17 protein-coding genes are annotated in these 18,563 nt (G+C 63.7%); 11 read left to right on the top strand and 6 right to left on the bottom strand.

Features of this window, described 5'->3' with window-relative positions:
• Positions 1-14: 14 nt before the first annotated feature.
• The 5 genes from FAZ95_RS28410 to FAZ95_RS28390 all read right to left on the bottom strand — a co-directional run bounded on the left by FAZ95_RS28410 (position 15) and on the right by FAZ95_RS28390 (position 6,744).
• The gene (locus FAZ95_RS28410; protein WP_137335794.1) at positions 15-956 is read right to left on the bottom strand and encodes an ABC transporter substrate-binding protein; all 942 of its coding nucleotides are present in this window, start codon (positions 954-956) and stop codon (positions 15-17) included.
• A gap of 99 nt (positions 957-1,055) precedes the next feature.
• A complete protein-coding gene (locus FAZ95_RS28405) occupies positions 1,056-2,081 on the bottom strand; it encodes an ABC transporter permease (RefSeq protein ID WP_137335793.1) in 1,026 nt (341 codons plus the stop codon).
• Positions 2,082-2,100: 19 nt separating this feature from the next.
• Complete coding sequence (locus FAZ95_RS28400) at positions 2,101-3,612, bottom strand: sugar ABC transporter ATP-binding protein (RefSeq protein ID WP_137335792.1); 1,512 nt, start codon at positions 3,610-3,612, stop codon at positions 2,101-2,103.
• A gap of 315 nt (positions 3,613-3,927) precedes the next feature.
• A complete protein-coding gene (locus FAZ95_RS28395; RefSeq protein WP_137335791.1) occupies positions 3,928-5,340 on the bottom strand; it encodes a cation:dicarboxylate symporter family transporter in 1,413 nt (470 codons plus the stop codon).
• A gap of 21 nt (positions 5,341-5,361) precedes the next feature.
• Positions 5,362-6,744, bottom strand: a complete 1,383-nt coding sequence (locus FAZ95_RS28390) for a class-II fumarase/aspartase family protein (protein WP_137335790.1) — start codon at positions 6,742-6,744, stop codon at positions 5,362-5,364.
• 153 nt (positions 6,745-6,897) lie between these two features.
• Between FAZ95_RS28390 and FAZ95_RS28385 the strand changes: the two genes are divergently transcribed.
• From FAZ95_RS28385 to FAZ95_RS28375, 3 genes are all read left to right on the top strand, one after another.
• Positions 6,898-7,629 carry a GntR family transcriptional regulator gene (locus FAZ95_RS28385; RefSeq protein ID WP_137335789.1) on the top strand — a complete coding sequence of 244 codons (732 nt, stop codon included), beginning with the start codon at positions 6,898-6,900 and terminating at the stop codon, positions 7,627-7,629.
• A gap of 422 nt (positions 7,630-8,051) precedes the next feature.
• Positions 8,052-8,507, top strand: coding sequence for a mobile mystery protein A (locus tag FAZ95_RS28380; protein ID WP_254700321.1), 456 nt, complete (start codon positions 8,052-8,054; stop codon positions 8,505-8,507).
• Positions 8,492-9,088 carry a mobile mystery protein B gene (locus FAZ95_RS28375; protein WP_137335787.1) on the top strand — a complete coding sequence of 199 codons (597 nt, stop codon included), beginning with the start codon at positions 8,492-8,494 and terminating at the stop codon, positions 9,086-9,088. Before FAZ95_RS28380 ends, FAZ95_RS28375 begins: the two co-directional genes overlap by 16 nt.
• Positions 9,089-9,168: 80 nt before the next feature.
• On the opposite strand, the gene FAZ95_RS28370 is transcribed toward FAZ95_RS28375, so the two are convergent.
• A complete protein-coding gene (locus FAZ95_RS28370; RefSeq protein ID WP_137335786.1) occupies positions 9,169-10,047 on the bottom strand; it encodes a LysR substrate-binding domain-containing protein in 879 nt (292 codons plus the stop codon).
• Between the two features lie 116 nt (positions 10,048-10,163).
• On the opposite strand from FAZ95_RS28370, the gene argH reads away from it, so the two are divergent.
• From argH to FAZ95_RS28330, 8 genes are all read left to right on the top strand, one after another.
• Positions 10,164-11,597: an argininosuccinate lyase gene (argH, locus tag FAZ95_RS28365; protein ID WP_217497479.1), complete on the top strand. Its 1,434-nt coding sequence runs from the start codon at positions 10,164-10,166 to the stop codon at positions 11,595-11,597.
• A 47-nt stretch (positions 11,598-11,644) separates the two neighbouring features.
• Positions 11,645-12,505, top strand: a complete 861-nt coding sequence (locus FAZ95_RS28360; protein ID WP_254700320.1) for an amino acid ABC transporter permease — start codon at positions 11,645-11,647, stop codon at positions 12,503-12,505.
• A gap of 42 nt (positions 12,506-12,547) precedes the next feature.
• Positions 12,548-13,312, top strand: coding sequence for an amino acid ABC transporter ATP-binding protein (locus tag FAZ95_RS28355; RefSeq protein ID WP_137335784.1), 765 nt, complete (start codon positions 12,548-12,550; stop codon positions 13,310-13,312).
• Between the two features lie 91 nt (positions 13,313-13,403).
• Positions 13,404-14,237, top strand: coding sequence for an ABC transporter substrate-binding protein (locus FAZ95_RS28350; RefSeq protein WP_137335783.1), 834 nt, complete (start codon positions 13,404-13,406; stop codon positions 14,235-14,237).
• A 6-nt stretch (positions 14,238-14,243) separates the two neighbouring features.
• Positions 14,244-15,116: a polysaccharide deacetylase family protein gene (locus FAZ95_RS28345; RefSeq protein WP_137335782.1), complete on the top strand. Its 873-nt coding sequence runs from the start codon at positions 14,244-14,246 to the stop codon at positions 15,114-15,116.
• Positions 15,113-16,027 carry a polysaccharide deacetylase family protein gene (locus tag FAZ95_RS28340; RefSeq protein WP_137335781.1) on the top strand — a complete coding sequence of 305 codons (915 nt, stop codon included), beginning with the start codon at positions 15,113-15,115 and terminating at the stop codon, positions 16,025-16,027. The genes FAZ95_RS28345 and FAZ95_RS28340 overlap by 4 nt, the downstream gene beginning before the upstream one ends.
• Positions 16,024-17,418 (top strand): MmgE/PrpD family protein, encoded by a 1,395-nt coding sequence (locus tag FAZ95_RS28335; RefSeq protein WP_137335780.1) that lies wholly within the window; start codon positions 16,024-16,026, stop codon positions 17,416-17,418. Before FAZ95_RS28340 ends, FAZ95_RS28335 begins: the two co-directional genes overlap by 4 nt.
• Before the next feature lie 152 nt (positions 17,419-17,570).
• Positions 17,571-18,521 carry a Dyp-type peroxidase gene (locus tag FAZ95_RS28330; protein WP_137335779.1) on the top strand — a complete coding sequence of 317 codons (951 nt, stop codon included), beginning with the start codon at positions 17,571-17,573 and terminating at the stop codon, positions 18,519-18,521.
• Positions 18,522-18,563 lie beyond the last annotated feature (42 nt).

The following is an 18,563-nucleotide window of genomic DNA, read 5'->3' as shown; positions in this document are numbered from 1 at the left end:
TTTGGCGACGACGTTCAGTCGTAGAGCACCGCAGCGATCTTCGGATCGCTCATGTTGGTCTTGTCGTACCAGTAGAAGCCCGTGTCGACTTTCTTCGGCAGCGTCTCGCCATGGAGCGCCTTCACGGCGGAGTCGACCACGCATTTGCCGATGCCGACCGGATTCTGTGTGATGGCGCCGAGCATCAGGCCGGAGTTGATGTCCTCTTTCTGCTCCTTGCCGGAATCGTAGCCGATCAGCACGAGCTTCTTGCCCGATTCCTTGACGCCGATCGCCGCGCCTTCCGCCGAGCCTTCATTCGCGCCAAAGATGCCCTTGATGTTGGGATTGGCCGCGATCATCGCCTTGGCGATCTCCGCCGACTTCAAGTGGTCGCCGCCGCCGTATTGCACGGAGACGATCTTGATGTTCGGATGCTTGGCCTTCATCTCGTTCAGGAAGCCGTCGCGGCGGTCGATGCCGGTGCGGCTCGTCTGGTCATGCACGATCACGCCGACTTCGCCGGAGTCTCCGATCGCCTCGGCCAGCTTGTCGGCGGCGAGCGCGGCGGCGGCAAGGTTGTCGGTCGCGCACGTGGTGAGCGGAATGTTGCTGTCGACGCCGGAGTCGAACGCGATCACCGGGATCTTTTCGGACTGCGCGCGCTTCAAGAGCGGAATGGCCGCTTTGCTGTCGAGCGCGGCGATGCCGAGCGCCTGCGGCTTCTTGGCGAGCGCGGCCGACAGCATGTCGATCTGCTTATCGACCATTGCCTCGGTTTCGGGACCCTCGAACGTGATCCTGACGTTGTGCTCCTTGGCTGACTGTTCCGCGCCGGCTTTGACGGCCTGCCAGAACTGATGTTGAAAACCTTTCGAAATAAGCGGGATATACGGTTCTTCCGCAACGGCGACACTCGTCGCGCCGATCAGAGCGCCAACGCCGAACACCGCAGCGACTATTCTTTTATTCAACATGATGTCTCTCCTCCTAAGGTGGACCATCAACCTCCAGTGGTTTGGAACCTGGCCTTTCTCCTTTCGCACTTCCCCTTCTCGAACTCGTACCGCGCCACGTCAGCCCTTCTTGCGCCGCAAGATATCGGCGTAGACCGCGAGAATGATGATGAGACCCGTCACCACGATCTGCCACTCCTGCGCCACCGACATGATGCGCAGTCCGTTGGTCAGCACGCTGATGATGAACGCGCCGATGATCGTCCCCAGAATCGTGCCCGAGCCGCCTGAAAGCGAGGTGCCGCCGATCACCACGGCCGCGATCGCCTCGAGCTCATAGCCTTGGCCGAGCGCCGGCTGCGCCGAATTCAGGCGCGACGCGATGAGCAGCCCCGCGATGCCGCAAATCGCGCCGCCCATGCCGTACACGGCAATCTTCCAGCGAGCGACATTCACGCCGGAAAGACGCACGGCTTCTTCGTTGCTGCCGAGCGCGAACGTGTAGCGGCCGAGTGCGGTGCGATTGAGCGCGATCGAACTCACGATCGCCAGGAAGAACAGAATCAGCACCGCGTTCGGAACGGGCACGCTCGGCAGAAAATAGCCGATCAGCGAATCCTGCGAGATCCGGTAGAAGTTTTCGGTGTCGGTGAAATAGATCGGCTCGTCGGACGAGACGACGAGCGAAAGCCCCTTCATCAGCAGCATCATCCCCAAGGTGGCGATGAAGGGCGGTATTTTCATTTTCGCCACCAGCGTGCCCGATACGGTTCCGCAGAACGCACCCGTCCCGATCGCCGCGACGACGCCGGTCCACATCGGCAAATGCCAGTAGGTGAGAAACACGCCGCAAATCACGGCGGTGAACGTCATCAGCGTGCCGACGGACAAGTCGATACCGCCCGTGATGATCACGAACGTGCTCGCGATCGCGAGCACGCCGTTGACCGCCGTCGCTTGCAGAATGCCGAGAATATTGTCGATCTGCATGAACGCCGGCGAGGCGAAGCTGAAAAACACCAGCAGCAAGATCAAGCTCGCGAAGGCGAGCACGCGTTGCAGCGTGCTCGGCGCGAAGACGCGCGCTTTCAGGCTCGGCGGCCTTTCCTTGTTGCCCAGCGCCGACGTATCCGATGGTTGTGTCATGTAATGAATCTCTCGCGGCTCACGCCGCTTTCAAGGTTTCGCGCTGCGTGGCCAATTGCATGATGCGTTCTTGCGTCGCTAGAGCCGCCGAGAGTTCGCCCGTGATGCGCCCCTCGCACATCACGACGATCCGATCGCTCATCCGCAGGATTTCCGGCAGCTCCGACGAGATCATCACGATCGCCTTGCCTTGGTCGGCCAGCGCGCGCAAGAGCTTGTAGATCTCGCTCTTGGCGCCGACGTCGATGCCGCGTGTCGGCTCGTCGAAGAAAAGCACGTCGCAGTCGCGCTCGAGCCACTTCGCAATGACGACTTTCTGCTGATTGCCGCCCGACAGAAGCCGCACCTGCTGCGCCGCGGACGGCGTGCGAATGGCGAGCAGCTTGATGAAGTGCGACGCGGTGCGGCGCATCTGATTGCGGCGCAAGACGAAATTGAGCGCGAGGAACTTGCGCAAGTTGGACATCACGATGTTCGATTCGACGTCCATGCCGGTCGCGAGACCGTAGCGCTTGCGGTCCTCCGAGAGATAGCCGATGCCGTGCGCCACCGCGTCGCTCGGCTTTTTGATCGTCACCTTCTCGCCTTTCACGATCGTTTCGCCCGACTCGACCGGATCGGCGCCGAACACCGCGCGCGCCACCTCGGTGCGCCCCGCGCCCATCAGCCCGGCAAAGCCCAATATCTCGCCTTTGCGCAACGCAAAGCTCACGTCCCTGACGAGCGGCCCGGCGTTGAGGTTCTTCACTTCGAGCGCGACCTCGCCTTGGTCCGCCGTGCCGTGAGAAGGCGTGAAGTCACTCAAGGTTCGCCCGACCATCATGCCGATGATCGCTTCGACGCTCGTGTCTTTCGTGGCGACCGTGGCCACGTATTCGCCGTCGCGCAGCACGGTGACGCGCTCGGAAATCTGCTTGAGCTCATCCATCTTGTGCGAGATGTAGATGATGCCCACGCCCCGGTCCCTGAGCTGACGGATGATGCGGAAGAGCTCGGCGATTTCGGCGTCGTTGAGCGCCGAGGTCGGTTCGTCCATGATCAGGACGCGGGAATCGAACGACAACGCCTTGGCGATCTCGACCATCTGCTGCTTGGCGACGGTGACGGAGCCGACGATGGCGCGCGGATCGAGCTTCACGTGCATGCGCGCGAGAATCTCGCGCGCTTGCTCATTGAGCTTGTCTTCGTCGAGAAAGAGGCCGAAGCGCGAGCGCGGCTCGCGGCCGATGAACATGTTCTGCGCGACGGTCAGATGATTCATCAGCTGCAGTTCCTGATGAATGATGCCGATGCCCACGGCCTGCGCCTCGCGCGGGCTATGGAAATCCACCGGCTGACCGTCGTAGAGGATCTCGCCCGAATCGCGCGTATAGACGCCGGCGAGAATCTTCATCAGCGTCGATTTGCCGGCGCCGTTCTCGCCCATCAGCGCGTGAACTTCCCCGGCCATCAGTTCGAATTGAACTTCGTGAAGCGCCCTCACGCCGGGAAAGCTCTTGCTGAGCCGTTTGACGGAAATGAGCGGGGTCATGGCGCGGGTTTGGCGGCCATGGCATGACGACGTCTGGCCTCGCCGGGAAGGGCGTTGCCAAAGCATGCCGGGCGCTGCCGGCTTTCCAGCCTGAAATTGCAAGGAGAAGCCAGATTCATGTCTGGGCCCCGCAAATCGATGTGAAACTATTTTACGTCGCTGGAAAGCGCGGGCTCAAGCTCTGGCATTCCTCTATGCCCTGTCGCGCCGCAACTCGCGCCGGTTCCCGTTAATTGGGACCCCGCACCGGTTCTGCCTATCTTGCGACGCAGCAAACCGGCGTACGCTTGCTCCACCAGCGGAACGCCACCGTGTCTAACGCGAGCCCCTCGCGTTCTTCAACGGAACGCCCGAAGGATGAGGATGGGCAACATTCGCATCTTCGAGAAGCAGGTTTCCGTCATCGAGACTCGCATCGGCGCGCGCCGTTTCCGGATAGCGCTCGGGGTAAAGATGGCGCCGCGCCGCCTCGGTGTCGAACGTTCCGGACCATCTGGCGACCACGACCGTCGCGAGGCTGTTGCCGATCGTGTTGCACGTCGCGATCGCCATCGACATGAAACGGTAGACGCCGAAGATCAGCGCGAGCCCTTCCACCGGGAGCATGCCGGTCGACGTCACCGTGGCCGCGAACACGACGAACGATCCGCCCGACACCGTCGCGGCCCCCTTGGACGTGAGCAGCATCAGCAGCAGGATGCCGATCTGATGTTCGAGCGTGATGGGCACGTTGTAGGCGTGAGCGATGAACATGACGCCCATCGACATGAAGATCGACGTGCCATCGAGATTGAATGCGTACCCGGTCGGCAACACGAGCCCCACGGTCTGCTTCGCGCAGCCGAGCCGTTCGAGCTTGATCAAGAGGCGCGGCAACGCGCTTTCCGAAGAGGCCGTGCCGAGCACGATCAGGATTTCGTCCTTGATGTAGCGCATGAATCGCCACATGCTGAAACCCGCGAGCTTCGCGACGACCCCCATCACGACGACGATGAACAGCACGATGACCGCGTAGAAGCTCAGCACGAGCTGCGCGAGCGCGATCAGCACCGCGGTTCCGTTACTGCCCACCGCGAACGCGACGGCGCCGAAGGTGCCGAGCGGCGCGAGCTTCATCACCAGATTGATGAAGGAGAACAACACTTCGGAAATCTGGTCGAGCCCTTCGTTGATGCGCACGCGCCGGCTTTCCGGAATCGCGAGAATGCCGATGCCGACCATCACGGCCAGCACCACGACCTGCAGCAGCTCGCCTTTGGCGAAGGCGCCGATGAAGTTGTCCGGCACGAGGTGCATGACGAACTCTTGGAAGCCTTGAGGCGCCGCCTTGGTCGCCGTCACCGGCACCGCGCCGACGCTCACCGCCGTCATCCCCGCTCCGGGTCGCAAGAGGTTGCCGGCCAAGAGACCGACTGCGAGCGCGATCGTCGAAACCACTTCGAAGTAGACGATCGAGCGCCAGCCGACGCGCCCCGCGCTCCTGACATCGCCCGCCGAAGCGATGCCGTGCACGATGGTGAGAAACACGAGCGGCGCGACACCGGCCTTGATCAGCGCGAGAAAGATATCGCCGAGGATCTTGAGCTGCGTGCCGAATTTCGGAAACACCAGGCCGGCGGCAATGCCGAGCACGAGCGCCGCCAGAACCTGCATGCCCAGCTTCCGGTACCACGGCCGCTTAGTCGCCGGAGCGACCGAATCTTCGGATAACGCGTTGGGGTGGTTCATGTCGTCTCCTCCTGCGTCCGCTCAGATCGCGCTCGACAATTCGATCGCCCGATCCACCATCCGAGGCGCGAGGCCCAGATAGTTGGCCGGATCGGTCATCCGTTCGATCGCGTCGCGATCGAAATGCCGCGTCACTTCGGGCAGCGCCGCCAACGCCTTGGCGAGCGTGCCGCCTTGTTCGTTCACGGTGCGGCACGCGTCGTACACGATGTCGTGCGCCTGCTGGCGCCCCGTGAACGGCGCCATCTGCATCATGGCGGCCTCGGCGACGATGAGACCTTTGCTGATCCCCAGGTTGTGCTTCATGCGCTCGGTATCGACGATCAGTCCTCCCAGCGCGAACTTCGCTTGATGCAGCGCGCCGGCGGTCAGAATGAAACTCTCCGGGATGGCGATCCACTCGGCGTGCCACGGGCCCGTTGCGCGTTCGAAGTCCTGGATCATCGCGTCGACCATCAGCCCCGCGTGCTGCCGTACCGCTTTGGCGGCGGCCAGCATCAACTCGCTCGAAATCGGATTGCGCTTTTGCGGCATCGTGCTGCTCGCGCCGCGCCCTTTCACGAACGGTTCGTACACTTCGGCGAACTCGTTCGACGCCATGATCATGATGTCGATCGCGATCTTGCCGAGCGAGCCCGTGACGAGCGCAAGCCAGTTGATCGCTTCGGCAAAGCCGTCGCGCGCCACGTGCCAGGTCGTGGCCGGCACCCCCAGGTTCAGCTCTTCGGCCAGCGCCTGCTGCACCTCGAAGCCCTTGTTGCCCAGCGCATGTCCAAGCGAAGCGAGCGTGCCCGCCGCGCCGGCGAATTCCACGACAGCCACGCGCGAACGCAGTTGCGCGAGCCGTTGCTGATGGCGGTCGAACATCGCGAGCCAGATCGCGGCCTTGTATCCGAACGTGATGGGCAGCGCCTGCTGCAGATGCGTGCGCCCTGCCATGGGCGTATCGCGATGCTTCTTCGCGAGGTCCGCAAGGATGCCGCGCAGTTCGCGAATGTCGCCGTCGATCGAATCGAGCGCGTCGCGCACCTGCAGCGCCACAGCGGTATCCATGATGTCCTGCGTCGTGGCGCCCCAATGAACGTAGCGGCCCGCCTCCCCGCACATGCCGACGAGCTGGTGCACGAGCGGCAGGATCGGGTAGCCGACGATGTCGGTCTCCTCGCGCATGTGGTCGAAATCGATACGCTCGATTTGCGATTCGCGCGCGATCGCTTCGGCCGCCTCGGCCGGGATCACGCCGGTGCGCGCCTCGGCCTTCGCCAAGGCGACTTCGACGTCGATGTAGCGCTGCACGAGCGCGTGATCGGAGAACAGGGCACGCATTTTTGCGGTGCCGAAGGCATCGCGAAACAGGATCGAATCGACAACGGTGCTGGAAGCGGAGAGGTTGCGGCTAGTCATGGCGGTCTTGAGCGAAAACAGAACGGGATGAAGGACTACGGCAGGCTCGGAGCCGAACCATATGTCCGGACATATTTAATCTATTATGTCCGGACATATTGTTCAAGCTATGATTTACCCTGAACTGCCAGCCATGACTGTTTTGCGGAACCCATGAACAGACCCCACTTCGCCGACATCGCGCGGGACCTCACGGAAGGCATCGCCTCGGGCCGCTTCCCCGTCGGTTCGTATCTGCCGACCGAACTCGAACTGCGCGATCGCTACAACACCAGCCGGCACACGATTCGCGCGGCCTTGCATGAACTTCAGCAACTCGGCTTCGTGTCGCGGCGCAAGAACGCGGGCACGCGGGTCGAATCGGCGCAGCCGAAAAACGATTTCCGGCCTTCTCTCGCGTCGGTGGATGATCTCGTTCAGTTCGGCTCGGAGCACCTGCGCGTGGTGCAATCGACCGAGGAGATGGCCGCGACCGGAAAGCTGGCCAAGGTCCTGCAGTGCGACGAGGGCACGCCGTGGCTGCGCATTTCGAGCTTGCGCGTCGCGCGCGACCGGACTCGCCCGCCCGTCGGATGGACCGACGTCTATCTCGATCCGGCCTACGCCGACATCGCCGAAACGGTCCGTGACGAGCCGGACACCTTGATCAGCTCACTGATCGAAGCGCGCTACGGCCGGTGCGTCGCGGAAATCCAGCAGAACATTCAGGCGGTGAACGTCTCACCGGAAATGGCCGCGCGGCTTCAGGTGGCCGCGGGCACGGCCGCACTGGAAATCGTGCGACGCTACATCGATTCCACCGGCGCCGCATTCGAGGTATCGATCAGCGTGCACCCCGCCGAACGGTTTTCGGTGTCGATGAGATTGAAGCGCTCGGACGTCTGAATTACCCGTACCACAAAGGTGTTGGTTTTTGAGTTAATTAACGCTGAGACCCGCGTCCCAAAGGGGATTGCGGGTCTTTTTCTTGCCGGAGATATTTCCGGGAGGTGGCGGGCGCAAGATTTCTCGACGTTGAGTCCGAGCATGGCGGGTAGACGCCCGAAAAAAGAGCTTCGAGACCAGCTTAGAGACTCGCTTCCATAAATTGAAGCAATTGCGTGAAATTTGATGACTCATAGTGAAGCAAACCGGTATCTTTCGCCTCCATAAAACGAAGCAAGTGACTCGACCTCGCGTCACTATGGCGACGCAAAATACAGTTACCAGCTTCATTTCAGTGAAGCACAATCTTGATAATTACTTCACTATAGGCTATCATTTTTTGCGTTTTCGATAGCCTATAGGCCAGCAATATGGATTCCAGAATGAGACAGCTCCGGCTTGAGCAGGTCCAGGCGTCGGTCGCAGCGTACTCGGATTTGACCAACCGTCGGCCCCCGCCGCGTGGATGGCTGAAGGCCATCCGAGAGTCGTTAGGGCTCACCGAGCGACAGCAAGCCGAGAGGTTAGGCATTACCGGTTCGACCCTGCACAAGTCGGAGTCGGCGGAAGCTGAGGATCGAATCACGCTCGGACAGCTGCGCAAGTTGGCTGACGGGCTGGACTGCGAGCTGGTCTATGCTCTGGTGCCCAGAAAGCCGCTGACTCAAGTGGTCGAAGACCGGGCGCGCTCAATCGCCCTGCAGGAAGTGAGTGGCGTTGCGCACACCATGAGTCTGGAAGACCAACGCCCGGCAACCGACCGACTTCGCAAACAGGTTGAGCAGAGAACGGCAGAACTACTCCGGGGCCGCTGGTCCGACCTATGGCGATCGATTTAGACGAACAGGACGGCCAGACACCGCTCGACCCTGACGAGCTTGCAGGGTTGATACCGACGCACCTGGCCACCAAGGGCGACCTGAATGACTGGGAGCAGGAGAACATCCTGCAAGCCGTGCAATGGGCTCGCCGTCAACGCAACGTCGATGTCCTCAGTGAAGCGTTCTGTCGCAACATTCACAAGAAAATGTTCGACCAAACCTGGTCGTGGGCAGGCACGTTCCGCAAGTCCGACAAGAACCTCGGATGTGAGTGGACGCAGGTCAGCGTCAAGCTGAAAAACCTTTTCGATAACACGCGGTGGTGGGTCGACAACGGCACATTCCCGCCCGATGAGATTGCCGCACGATTTCACCGCGAGCTGGTGTGGATTCATCCTTTTCCAAACGGCAATGGTCGACACTCGCGAATGATGGCGGATGCGCTCTTGCGCAGCATGAAACAGGAGCCGTTTTCGTGGGGCGGCGGCGGGACATTGGTTAAAGCGGATAACGCCCGGTCGGATTACTTAACCGCCTTGCGTGCGGCAGATAAAGGTGACTACAGTTTGCTCTTGGTCTTCGTGCGAAGTACTGCTTAGCCGTCGCACGGGCAAGAAGGACGTCAAGCCATTTGTGTGCTTTTTTACTTCAAGCCATTTGTGTGCTTTTTTACTTTTTCCTACCCGAGCGTCGCCACCAGCCAACCCGCAAACGTCGACGCGAGCGGCATGTCCGATAGCTCGTGGCGCGAGACGAGGTAATACGCGTGCCGCGACGGCACGGTGACGCTAAACGGACGGATCAGGGTCCCGTCGGCGAGATCGTCGCGCACCGAGAAGCTGTCGCCGAGAGCGACGCCCTGCCCGCGCACGGCGGCCTCGATTCCGATGTGCGCATTGCCGATTTCGAGAATCCGCATGCCCTCCAGCTTGTCCGCGGATGCCGCGGCGAGCCAGCGCATCCACGATCCTGAGTGCTCGCAGAACAGCGTCTTGCCGGCGAGATCCTGAACCTTGCGGATCGCCCCGTCGCTATTCATCAGCGCGGGGCTGACGACGGGGAACAACGCCGGATGCGTGATCAGCTGAACCTTGCGGTCCCGCCAGCGGCCCTCGCCATAGCGCACGCAGACGTCGACATCGTCCGAATAGACTTCGCGATCATCGTTAGACGGAATGATCTTGAGGTTGATCGCCGGGTACGCGTCGAGGAACTCGCCGATGTGGCGCGCGAGCCATCGCGAGGTAAAAGACAGCGGCGCCGACACAACCAGGTTGCCGACCATCTCGTGCGAAGCGAGCTTGACGACGGCGTTCGCAATCATGTCGAACGCACCCTTGACGGGTTCCAGGAGCGCCTCGCCTTCCGGGGTCAGCTTGACACGTGCCTTGGACCGGACGAACAGCGCCACGCCAAGCGTCCCTTCCAGAATGCGGATCTGGTGGCTGACGGCACTCGTCGTGACGTGCAGCTCCTCGGCCGCGCTCGACACGCTGCCGCGCCGCGCGGTGGCCTCGAACGCACGGAGCGGATTGAGCGGCGGCAGACGTTGGCGCATGAGCGGGCGGCAGGTGTTGAGAAAAATTTCATTTAAGCCGAGTCAAAATCTCGCTACAAGAAAAAAATCTGGACGACTAGAGTGGGGGCAACTCAACTGCGTCAAGGTTTGCGGCAATGAACATTTCTGAACCGATCGAGCGTCTGTGGGGCGGCCGCTTCAAAGCGGAGCCTTCCGAAGCGTTGCAAGCGCTGTCCCGCTCGGACCCGAGCTTCTTTCGCCTCGCGCCGTACGACCTCGCGGGCTCCCGCGCGCACGCCCGGGAGTTGAACCGCGCGGGCATCCTGAACGGCGGCGAGCTGCAGCAGTTGCTCGATGCGATGACGCAAATCGAAGCAGACTTCAGCGCCGGCGCCATCGAGCCTTCGCAAGCCGACGAGGATGTCCATACGTTCCTCGAGCGCGTGCTCACGCAACGCCTGCCCGCACTCGGCGGCAAACTGCGAGCGGGCCGCTCGCGCAACGATCAGGCTGCGAACGACCTGCGCCTCTATCTGCGCGCCGAGGCGCGCAAGCTCGCGCTGGCCGTGCTCGATCTGCAGCGTGCGCTGATCGAGCAGGCGCAGGCCCACGTCCACAGCGTCACGGTCGGCTTTACTCACTTGCAGCCGGCCCAGCCGGTGGTGTTCGCACACCCGTTGCTGGCGCACGCGCAGTCGATCTATCGCGACTTGGACCGCCTGATCGACTGGGACCGCCGTACTTCGCGCTCGCCGCTCGGCGCGGCGGCGCTGGCCGGCTCGGCAATCTGCATGCAGCCCGAGCTTTCGGCCACGGAACTCGGCTACGACGCCCCGTGCGAAAACTCCATCGACGCCGTCGCCTCACGCGATCACGTCGCCGAATTCGTCTTCATCGCGAGCATGCTCGCGGTGAATCTGTCGCGCTTATCCGAGGAAGTGATCTTGTGGACGTCGCGGCAGTTTCGCTGGGTCGAGCTCGACGATGCCTACGCGACGGGCAGCTCGATCATGCCGCAGAAGAAGAACCCCGATATCGCCGAATTGACGCGCGGCAAGGCCGGGCGGCTGATCGGCAACCTGAGCGGCCTGTTGGCGACGCTCAAGTCGCTGCCGCTCGCGTACAACCGCGATCTCGCCGAAGACAAGATCGCGGCGTTCGACTGTATCGACACCCTTCGTCTCGTCCTGCCCGCCATGGCCGGCATGATCCGCACGATGCGCGCGAACGCCGACGAGATGCGCCGGCAGGCGCCGCTCGGCTTTACGCTCGCCACGGAAGTCGCCGACTGGCTCGCGCTGGCCGGCGTACCGTTCAGCGAAGCGCACGAGATCACGGGCGAGTTGGTGCGCGCGTGCGAAGCGAAGGGCATCGAACTCGGCGACGTATCGGCCGGCATGCTGGCCGACGTGGATGCGCGTCTCGCGCCGGACGTGCTTGCGCACGTCGCGCTCGACGCAGCCGTCACGGCACGCTGCGGTTTTGGCGGCACTGCGCCCGCGCGCGTGTCCGAGCAGATCGCACGGTTGCAGAGCGCGATCGACAAGCAGGCCGCGTGGGCGGCCGATTACCGGGGGCCGGCATGTTGAGCGCATCGGAACGACACGAAGGCGCAGCGCACCTTGCTGCGGATGCCATGAAGAGCTCGGACAACAGCGCGGACATCACGGACGTCGGCGGCCTCGAACGTGTGCGCCGTCGATACTGGGGACGCTATGCGGCGTCCGCCGTCATCGTGGCCTGCCTCGGCTATATCGCCCTTGCGTTCGCGCGCGGCCAGATCGAATGGTCGTACGTCGGGCGCTTTTTCACCGCGCACTCGATCCTGACCGGGCTCGGCAACACGATCGTCATGACGATACTCGCGATGAGCCTCGGCATCGCGCTCGGCGTCGTGACGGCCGTCATGCGGCTGTCGACGAACCCGGTGCTCAACCTCGTCGCGCAAGGGTACGTCTGGCTCTTTCGCGGCACGCCGGTGATCCTGCAACTGCTCTTGTGGTTCAACCTTGCGCTCGTCTTTCCGACCATCGGCATTCCGGGCTTGGCCCAATGGCGCACCGTAGACCTGATGACGCCATTCCTCGCCGCACTGCTCGGGCTCGGCATCAATCAAGGGGCGTACACCTCGGAAGTCGTGCGCGCCGGGCTGCTCTCGGTCGACACCGGCCAGTACGAAGCCGCGAAGTCGATCGGCATGCATCGCTTGCAGGCGCTGCGCCGCGTGATCCTGCCGCAAGCGATGCGCGTCATCGTCCCGCCGATCGGCAACGAACTGATTGCCATGGTCAAGATGACTTCGCTTGCGAGCGTCATTCAGTACGCGGAAATGCTGCACAACGCGGAGAACATCTACTACGCGAACGCACGCGTGATCGAACTGCTGATTGTCGCGGGCATCTGGTATCTCGTCGTCGTGACCGTGCTCTCGCTCCTGCAGTCGCGCGTCGAGCGCCGGTATGCGCGAGGCGCGGGCCGTGCGGCCGCCCGCAAGTGAACCACCCGAACCACCGATCGCTCCACCGCTTGAGGAACTGACATGACTTCGATTGTTCGCGCCGCGGGCGTACGCAAATCGTTTGGCGATTTCGAGGCGCTCAAGGGCATCACGCTCGACGTCGCGCAAGGGGAAGTGCTGTGCATCATCGGCCCGTCGGGCTCGGGCAAGAGCACGTTTCTGCGCTGCATCAACCAGCTCGAAACGATCAGCGACGGCGCGCTGTGGGTCAACGGCGAGCTGGCCGGATACCGGCAGGCGGGCAATAAGCTCTACGAACTGTCGGAGCGGCAAATCGCCCGCCAGCGGCTCGCAACCAGCATGGTGTTCCAGCGCTTCAACCTCTTTCCGCACAAAACCGCGCTCGAGAACGTCATAGAAGGACCGGTCCAAGTGCTCAAGCGCCGGCGCGCCGAGGCTGAACAGGAAGCGCGCACGCTGTTGGCACGCGTGGGCCTCGAACACAAGTGCAACGCGTTTCCCATCGAGCTCTCCGGCGGGCAGCAGCAGCGCGTCGCGATTGCTCGCGCGCTCGCGATGCACCCGCAGCTGATCCTGTTCGACGAGCCGACTTCGGCGCTCGACCCGGAGCTCGTCGGCGAAGTGCTCGCCGTCATGCGCGACCTCGCCAAAAGCGGAATGACGATGATCGTCGTGACGCACGAATTGGGTTTTGCGCGCGAGGTGGCCGACCGCGTCGTGTTCATGGACGGCGGCCAGATCGTCGAAAGCGGTCCGCCCGAGCAGGTGCTGTCGCAGCCGCAGAACAAACGCACTCAGGATTTCATTTCCGCCGTCATTGCTTAACCATCGCCTAAACCGGCGGCGCCGCTGGGCTTCACCCGTTTTTTTCACTCGACTCTTTCCAACGTCCTTACCCGTAGCGAGGCGTATTGTCATGACCCAGTCATTCCTTCACCGTGCCTTCGTTGCCGCGGCGTTCTGCGCCGTCGCGTTTCATGGATCGCTGGCCGCCGCGCAGTCGGCTGCGGCCAAGAACCCGCTCGTCGCGGCCATCGTGCCGAACTATCCGCCGTTCGAATTCAAGGACCCCGCCACCGACAAGCTCACCGGCTTCGACGTGGACCTCGGCGAAGCAATAGCAGCGAAGATGGGCGTGAAGATCCAGTGGGAGGAGACGAGCTTCGATCAGATGCTGAGCGCCGTCGCCACCAAGCGCGTCGACATCATCCTCTCGGGCATGACCGATATCCCGTCGCGCCGCGATAGCGTGTCCTTCGTCGATTACATCACCACCGGCCCGCAGTTCTATACGCTCAAGGCCCAAGCCGCGTCGTTCCCGCAAATGGAATCGCTGTGCGGCAAGCGCGTCGGTACGAGCCGCCGCACGTCGTTCCCGAACGACATCGCGACCTGGAGCGCCGAGCACTGCGTGAAGGCCGGCAAGCCGGCGATCAACGTCGTCGGCACCGACGGGTCGGCGGATGCCCGGCTGCAGCTGCGCCAAGGGCGCATCGACGCAGGCGTGCAAGGCGGCGAAACGCTGCCCTACCAGAACAGCCTCGAGCAGAACGCCTACGCGCCAATCGGCAAGCCGTTCCTCGCGCAGTACACGGGCATCGCGGTCGCAAAGGACAATTCCGCGCTCGCCTCCGCCATCGCGACCGCGCTCAACCAGCTCATCGCCGACGGCACGTATCAGAAGATCCTCGCCAAGTGGGGTCTGCAAGAACATGCCGTGCAAAAAGCCGCGATCAACGCGCCGGTCTGACACGGCATGACTGAGCCCATGCCGCGCTGGCCAGACGCGAACCGCTCGTGCGTCGCGCTCGCATTCGATCTCGACGGTCCAACCGGCGACGCGATGTTGAACGGTTCGATCTGGCGCAACCCGTCGTACTTCACGCTCGGCAGCTACGGGCCGTGGCGCGCGCTGGGCCGGTTGCTCGACGTGCTCGACGAGCGGGCGGTGCCGGCCACCTTCTTCGTGCCCGCCTGGGTGGTGGAGAACTGGCCCGAGCGCTGCGCCGCGATCGTCGAGCGCGGTCATGAAATCGGCTATCACGGCTACCAGCATGAAGCCTTCTGGACCCTCGATGGCGACCGGCAACGCGAAGTGATGGCGCGCTCGGCCGACGTGTTCGCGCGCTACCTCGGCATTCGCGCGGTCGGCTTTCGCACGCCGTCGGGCGACTGGGGGCTCGACACGATTCGCATTCTCCAGGAAGCCGGCGTGCGCTATTCGAGTTCGATGCGCGGCGACGATCGTCCGTATTGGCTGCCGGTCGAACCGGGGAGCGCGCCACTCGTCGAGATTCCGGGCCGCTGGGAGATGGACGACTATGCGTCGCTCGCCTATCAGCGCAAGCCCGATTTCCCTGCGGGCCTCGATCGCATCGCGAGCTACGAAGCCACGCTCGACAACTGGATGCGCGAGTTCGACGGCGCGCATCGCGAGGGGCTGTGCCTGACGACGCTGTGGCATCCGAAGGTATGCGGCAAGCCTGGGCGCATCGGGATCATCGAGCGGCTCATCGATCACATGGCGGCGCAGGGCGGCGTATGGTTCGCGCGCTGCCGCGACGTGGCGGATTGGTGGCTCGCGCAACACGCACCCTCCGAGCAGCAGGACAACCCGGACACCCCATGACGCCCTTTCCACGCTGGCCGCACGGCGCGCGCTGCGCGGCCGTCGTCACCGTCGACTTCAACGACGATCTCGACATCCTGGCTCAGGAGCCGCGCATCGCGGGACGCGAAAAATCGCTGTCGGTCTGGCGCTATGGCGCGAAGCGCGGCGTCGACCGAGTGCTCGACGCGCTCGACGAATTCGACGTGCGAGCCAGCTGGTTCGTGCCGGGACAGGTCGCGAAGACGCACGCGGAAACGGTGCGCCGCATCGCGGCGAAGCACCACGAAATTGGGGTCAGCGGTGAGCGCTGCGAAGACTTCGACGCGCTCTCGCTCTCCGATCAACAAGCCGCCTTCGACGCAGGCCAGGCCCTGCTTCGCGAGACGCTCGGGCGCGCAGCCGCGGGCTTCCGTTCGCTAGGCGGCAACTGGGCGCCCGGCTTCGCCGATTTCCTGCGCGAGCGGGGCATCGCATGGTCGTCCTCTTGGCGTGGCGACGACCTCCCCTACTACCACGTCGACGATGTGATCGATACGGAGCCCGCTCCGCGCAGTGCGAAGCTCGTCGAACTGCCGCTGCACTACGAGCTCGAGGACGAACCGTACTTCGTCTACAACCTCGCGCCGCCGGTGCCTATCGGGCAACCGAGAATCGCCTCGTATCGCGACGTGCTGGTCAATTGGAAACACGATTTCGACGCGTTCCGCCGCTTTGGCTTGTGCTTCGTGATGCGGTTGCATCCGGAAATCATCGGCACCGCGGGTCGCATCGACCTCTTGCGCGACCTACTCGCCCACATGCGCTCGCACGGCGACGTCTGGTTCGCAACCGGCGCCGAGGTGGCGCACTGGTGGCGCGATACCGTGCCCGGCAACGAGCCGCGCCATCCCGTCGAGATCTACGCTCATCACAGGAAACACGCATCGTGACGCGCAATCCACCGTCGCTCGCGGGACAGATCGCGGCCTTCGTGGCGGACACACCCGCCGGCGCGTTGCCGGCCGAGGTTGCGCACAAGACGATTCGTCACGTGCTCGATACGTTCGGCGCAGCGCTCGCCGGAGCACGCGCGCTCGAAACGCGCTGTGCACTCGACATCGTCGCGGGCCCGGGCAGCGGAGCCTCGCCAGCCTGGGGAACGCATCACACGCTGACCGCCCGCGATGCCGCGTTCGTCAACGGCGTGGCCGCGCACGCGCTGGAACTCGACGATGCCGGCGGCTGCGACCATTCCGGCGCGGTCGTGTTGCCGGCGGCGCTGGCGGCGTTATCGTGCATGGAGCGGCCGGTATCGGGACGAGAGCTGCTGATGGCGATCGTGCTCGGCTACGACGTCGGGCGCCGCGTGCTCGAAGCGGCGGGCGGCTATTCCGCTCACAACGGCGCAGGCTGGCATTCGACCCCGACCTGCGGCGTATTCGGCGCGGCGGCGGCCAGCGCGCGCGTACTCGGGCTCGACGCCACGCAGACCCGCCACGCCTTGGGTCATGCGGCGAGCTTTGCCGGCGGCTTATGGGGCTTCATCCACGACGCCTCACAAACCAAGCGCCTGCATGCGGGACGCGCGGCGGAAGGCGGCCTGCTCGCGGCGCGCTTCGCGCAAAAGAACGTCAGCGGACCGGCGCACGTTTTTGCCGACGTGTGGGGTGGATTCTTCAACACGTTCGCGCCGCAGGCCCAAGCGCCCGAACTGCTGCTCGACGGCTTGGGTGAAAACTGGAAGATCATGCGCTGCTCGATCAAGCCGCATGCCTCGTGCCGCAGCGCCCATGCCGCGGTCGACTCGATGCTGATGCTGACCGGAGGCCGAACCTACGATGCCGCGGACGTTCGCGCCGTCCACGTGCGCCTGAGCGGATTCGTGAACCGCATGTGCGGCGCACGCGACCTCGGCACGCTCGCTGCCGCGCAAATGAGCCTGCCCTATGCGCTCGCCGCCGCGCTGGTGTTCGGCGACACAGGAATCGACGCTTATCTCGCCGAGCGGCGCGCCGACGCGCGTATCGCCGCGATGCTCGCGCGCATCACGCTGGTGGTCGATCCCGCGATGGCCGATCTCGACGAGCCCGAAGTGACGCTCGCCGCAGGCGACGCGCCGCCTGCGACGCGCCGGGTCGTTGTCCCGCTTGGCAGCCCCGCCAACCCCGTATCGGACGACGCCTTGTTGACGAAATTCCGCACGCTCGCCGGGATGGCGTTGACCGAACCGGCGGTCGGCGCGCTCGCCGATGCGGTTCTCGACATCGAAGCATGCGCAGACACGCGGAGCTTCGACGACCTGCTGCGCGGAGAGGCCGACGGACGAGCGCTTCTTTACTGATCGAGCTTAGGGCCTGTTCACGCTAGTAGCAGGCTCTAGCACAGCACAAACGCATCAATCGGCGTACTCTCACGCCTGCACCTTCTGCTTTTCTGTCTGCGCTTTTGTCGTATGTGTTCGACTCGGTAACGTTTTCAACAGGATGCGATCCGATGCCTCAAGACACGAAAGACGTTCCAGAACCGCAAGCCATCTGTAGTCCCATCACCCGCAGCGTCATCTACATCGTCGCAACCCTCGCGGCCGGCGAAGCGCACGCGGCCAAAGTGCGCGCGTGGTGCGAAGACGTCGCCGCCCTCGTCCGCTCGGTCGGCAAGCGCGTGCCTTCGGGCAACCTGTCGTGCGTGTGCGGCTTCAGCGCCAGCGCGTGGGACACGCTGTTCGGCGCGCCGCGCCCCGCGCAATTGCACGCGTTCCGCGAATTCGGCGAAGGCGAGCGCCGCGCCGTCGCGACGCCGGGCGATCTGCTGCTGCACATCCGCGCGGATCAGATGGACCTCTGCTTCGAACTCGCCACGCAACTCGTGGGCCGGCTCGGCGACGCCGTCACCGTGGTCGACGAAGTGCAGGGCTTTCGCTACTTCGACTTGCGCAGCATGGTGGGATTCGTCGACGGCACCGAGAACCCGACCGGCCGCGAGGCCGTCGATTTCACCGTGATCGGCGACGAGGACCCGGCCTTCGTTGGCGGCAGCTACGTGCTCGTGCAGAAGTACCTGCACGACATGAGCGGCTGGAACGCGCTTTCGGTCGAAGAGCAGGAACGCATCATCGGCCGCACGAAGCTGTCGGACATCGAGCTCGACGAGGCGGTCAAGCCGACGTCGTCGCACAGCGCGTTGACGACGCTCGAAGAGAACGGCCGCGAAATCAAAATCCTGCGCGACAACATGCCGTTCGGCCGCCCCGGCATGGGCGAGTTCGGCACCTACTTCATCGGGTACGCGCGTTCGCCCGCGCCGATCGAGCAGATGCTGGAAAACATGTTCGTCGGCCGGCCGCCGGGCAATTACGACCGGCTGCTCGATTACAGCCGCGCGGTCACGGGCGGCTTGTTCTTTGTCCCGTCGGCGAGCCTGCTGGAGCAGCTCGCGGAACGCTAGCGGCTAACGGCTCGCCGTTCTTCTCCGCCAGCCGCGTAGGAG

The organism is Trinickia violacea, assembly GCF_005280735.1.
Lineage (GTDB): Bacteria > Pseudomonadota > Gammaproteobacteria > Burkholderiales > Burkholderiaceae > Trinickia_A > Trinickia_A violacea.
This window is presented reverse-complemented; position numbering and strand designations above follow the sequence as displayed.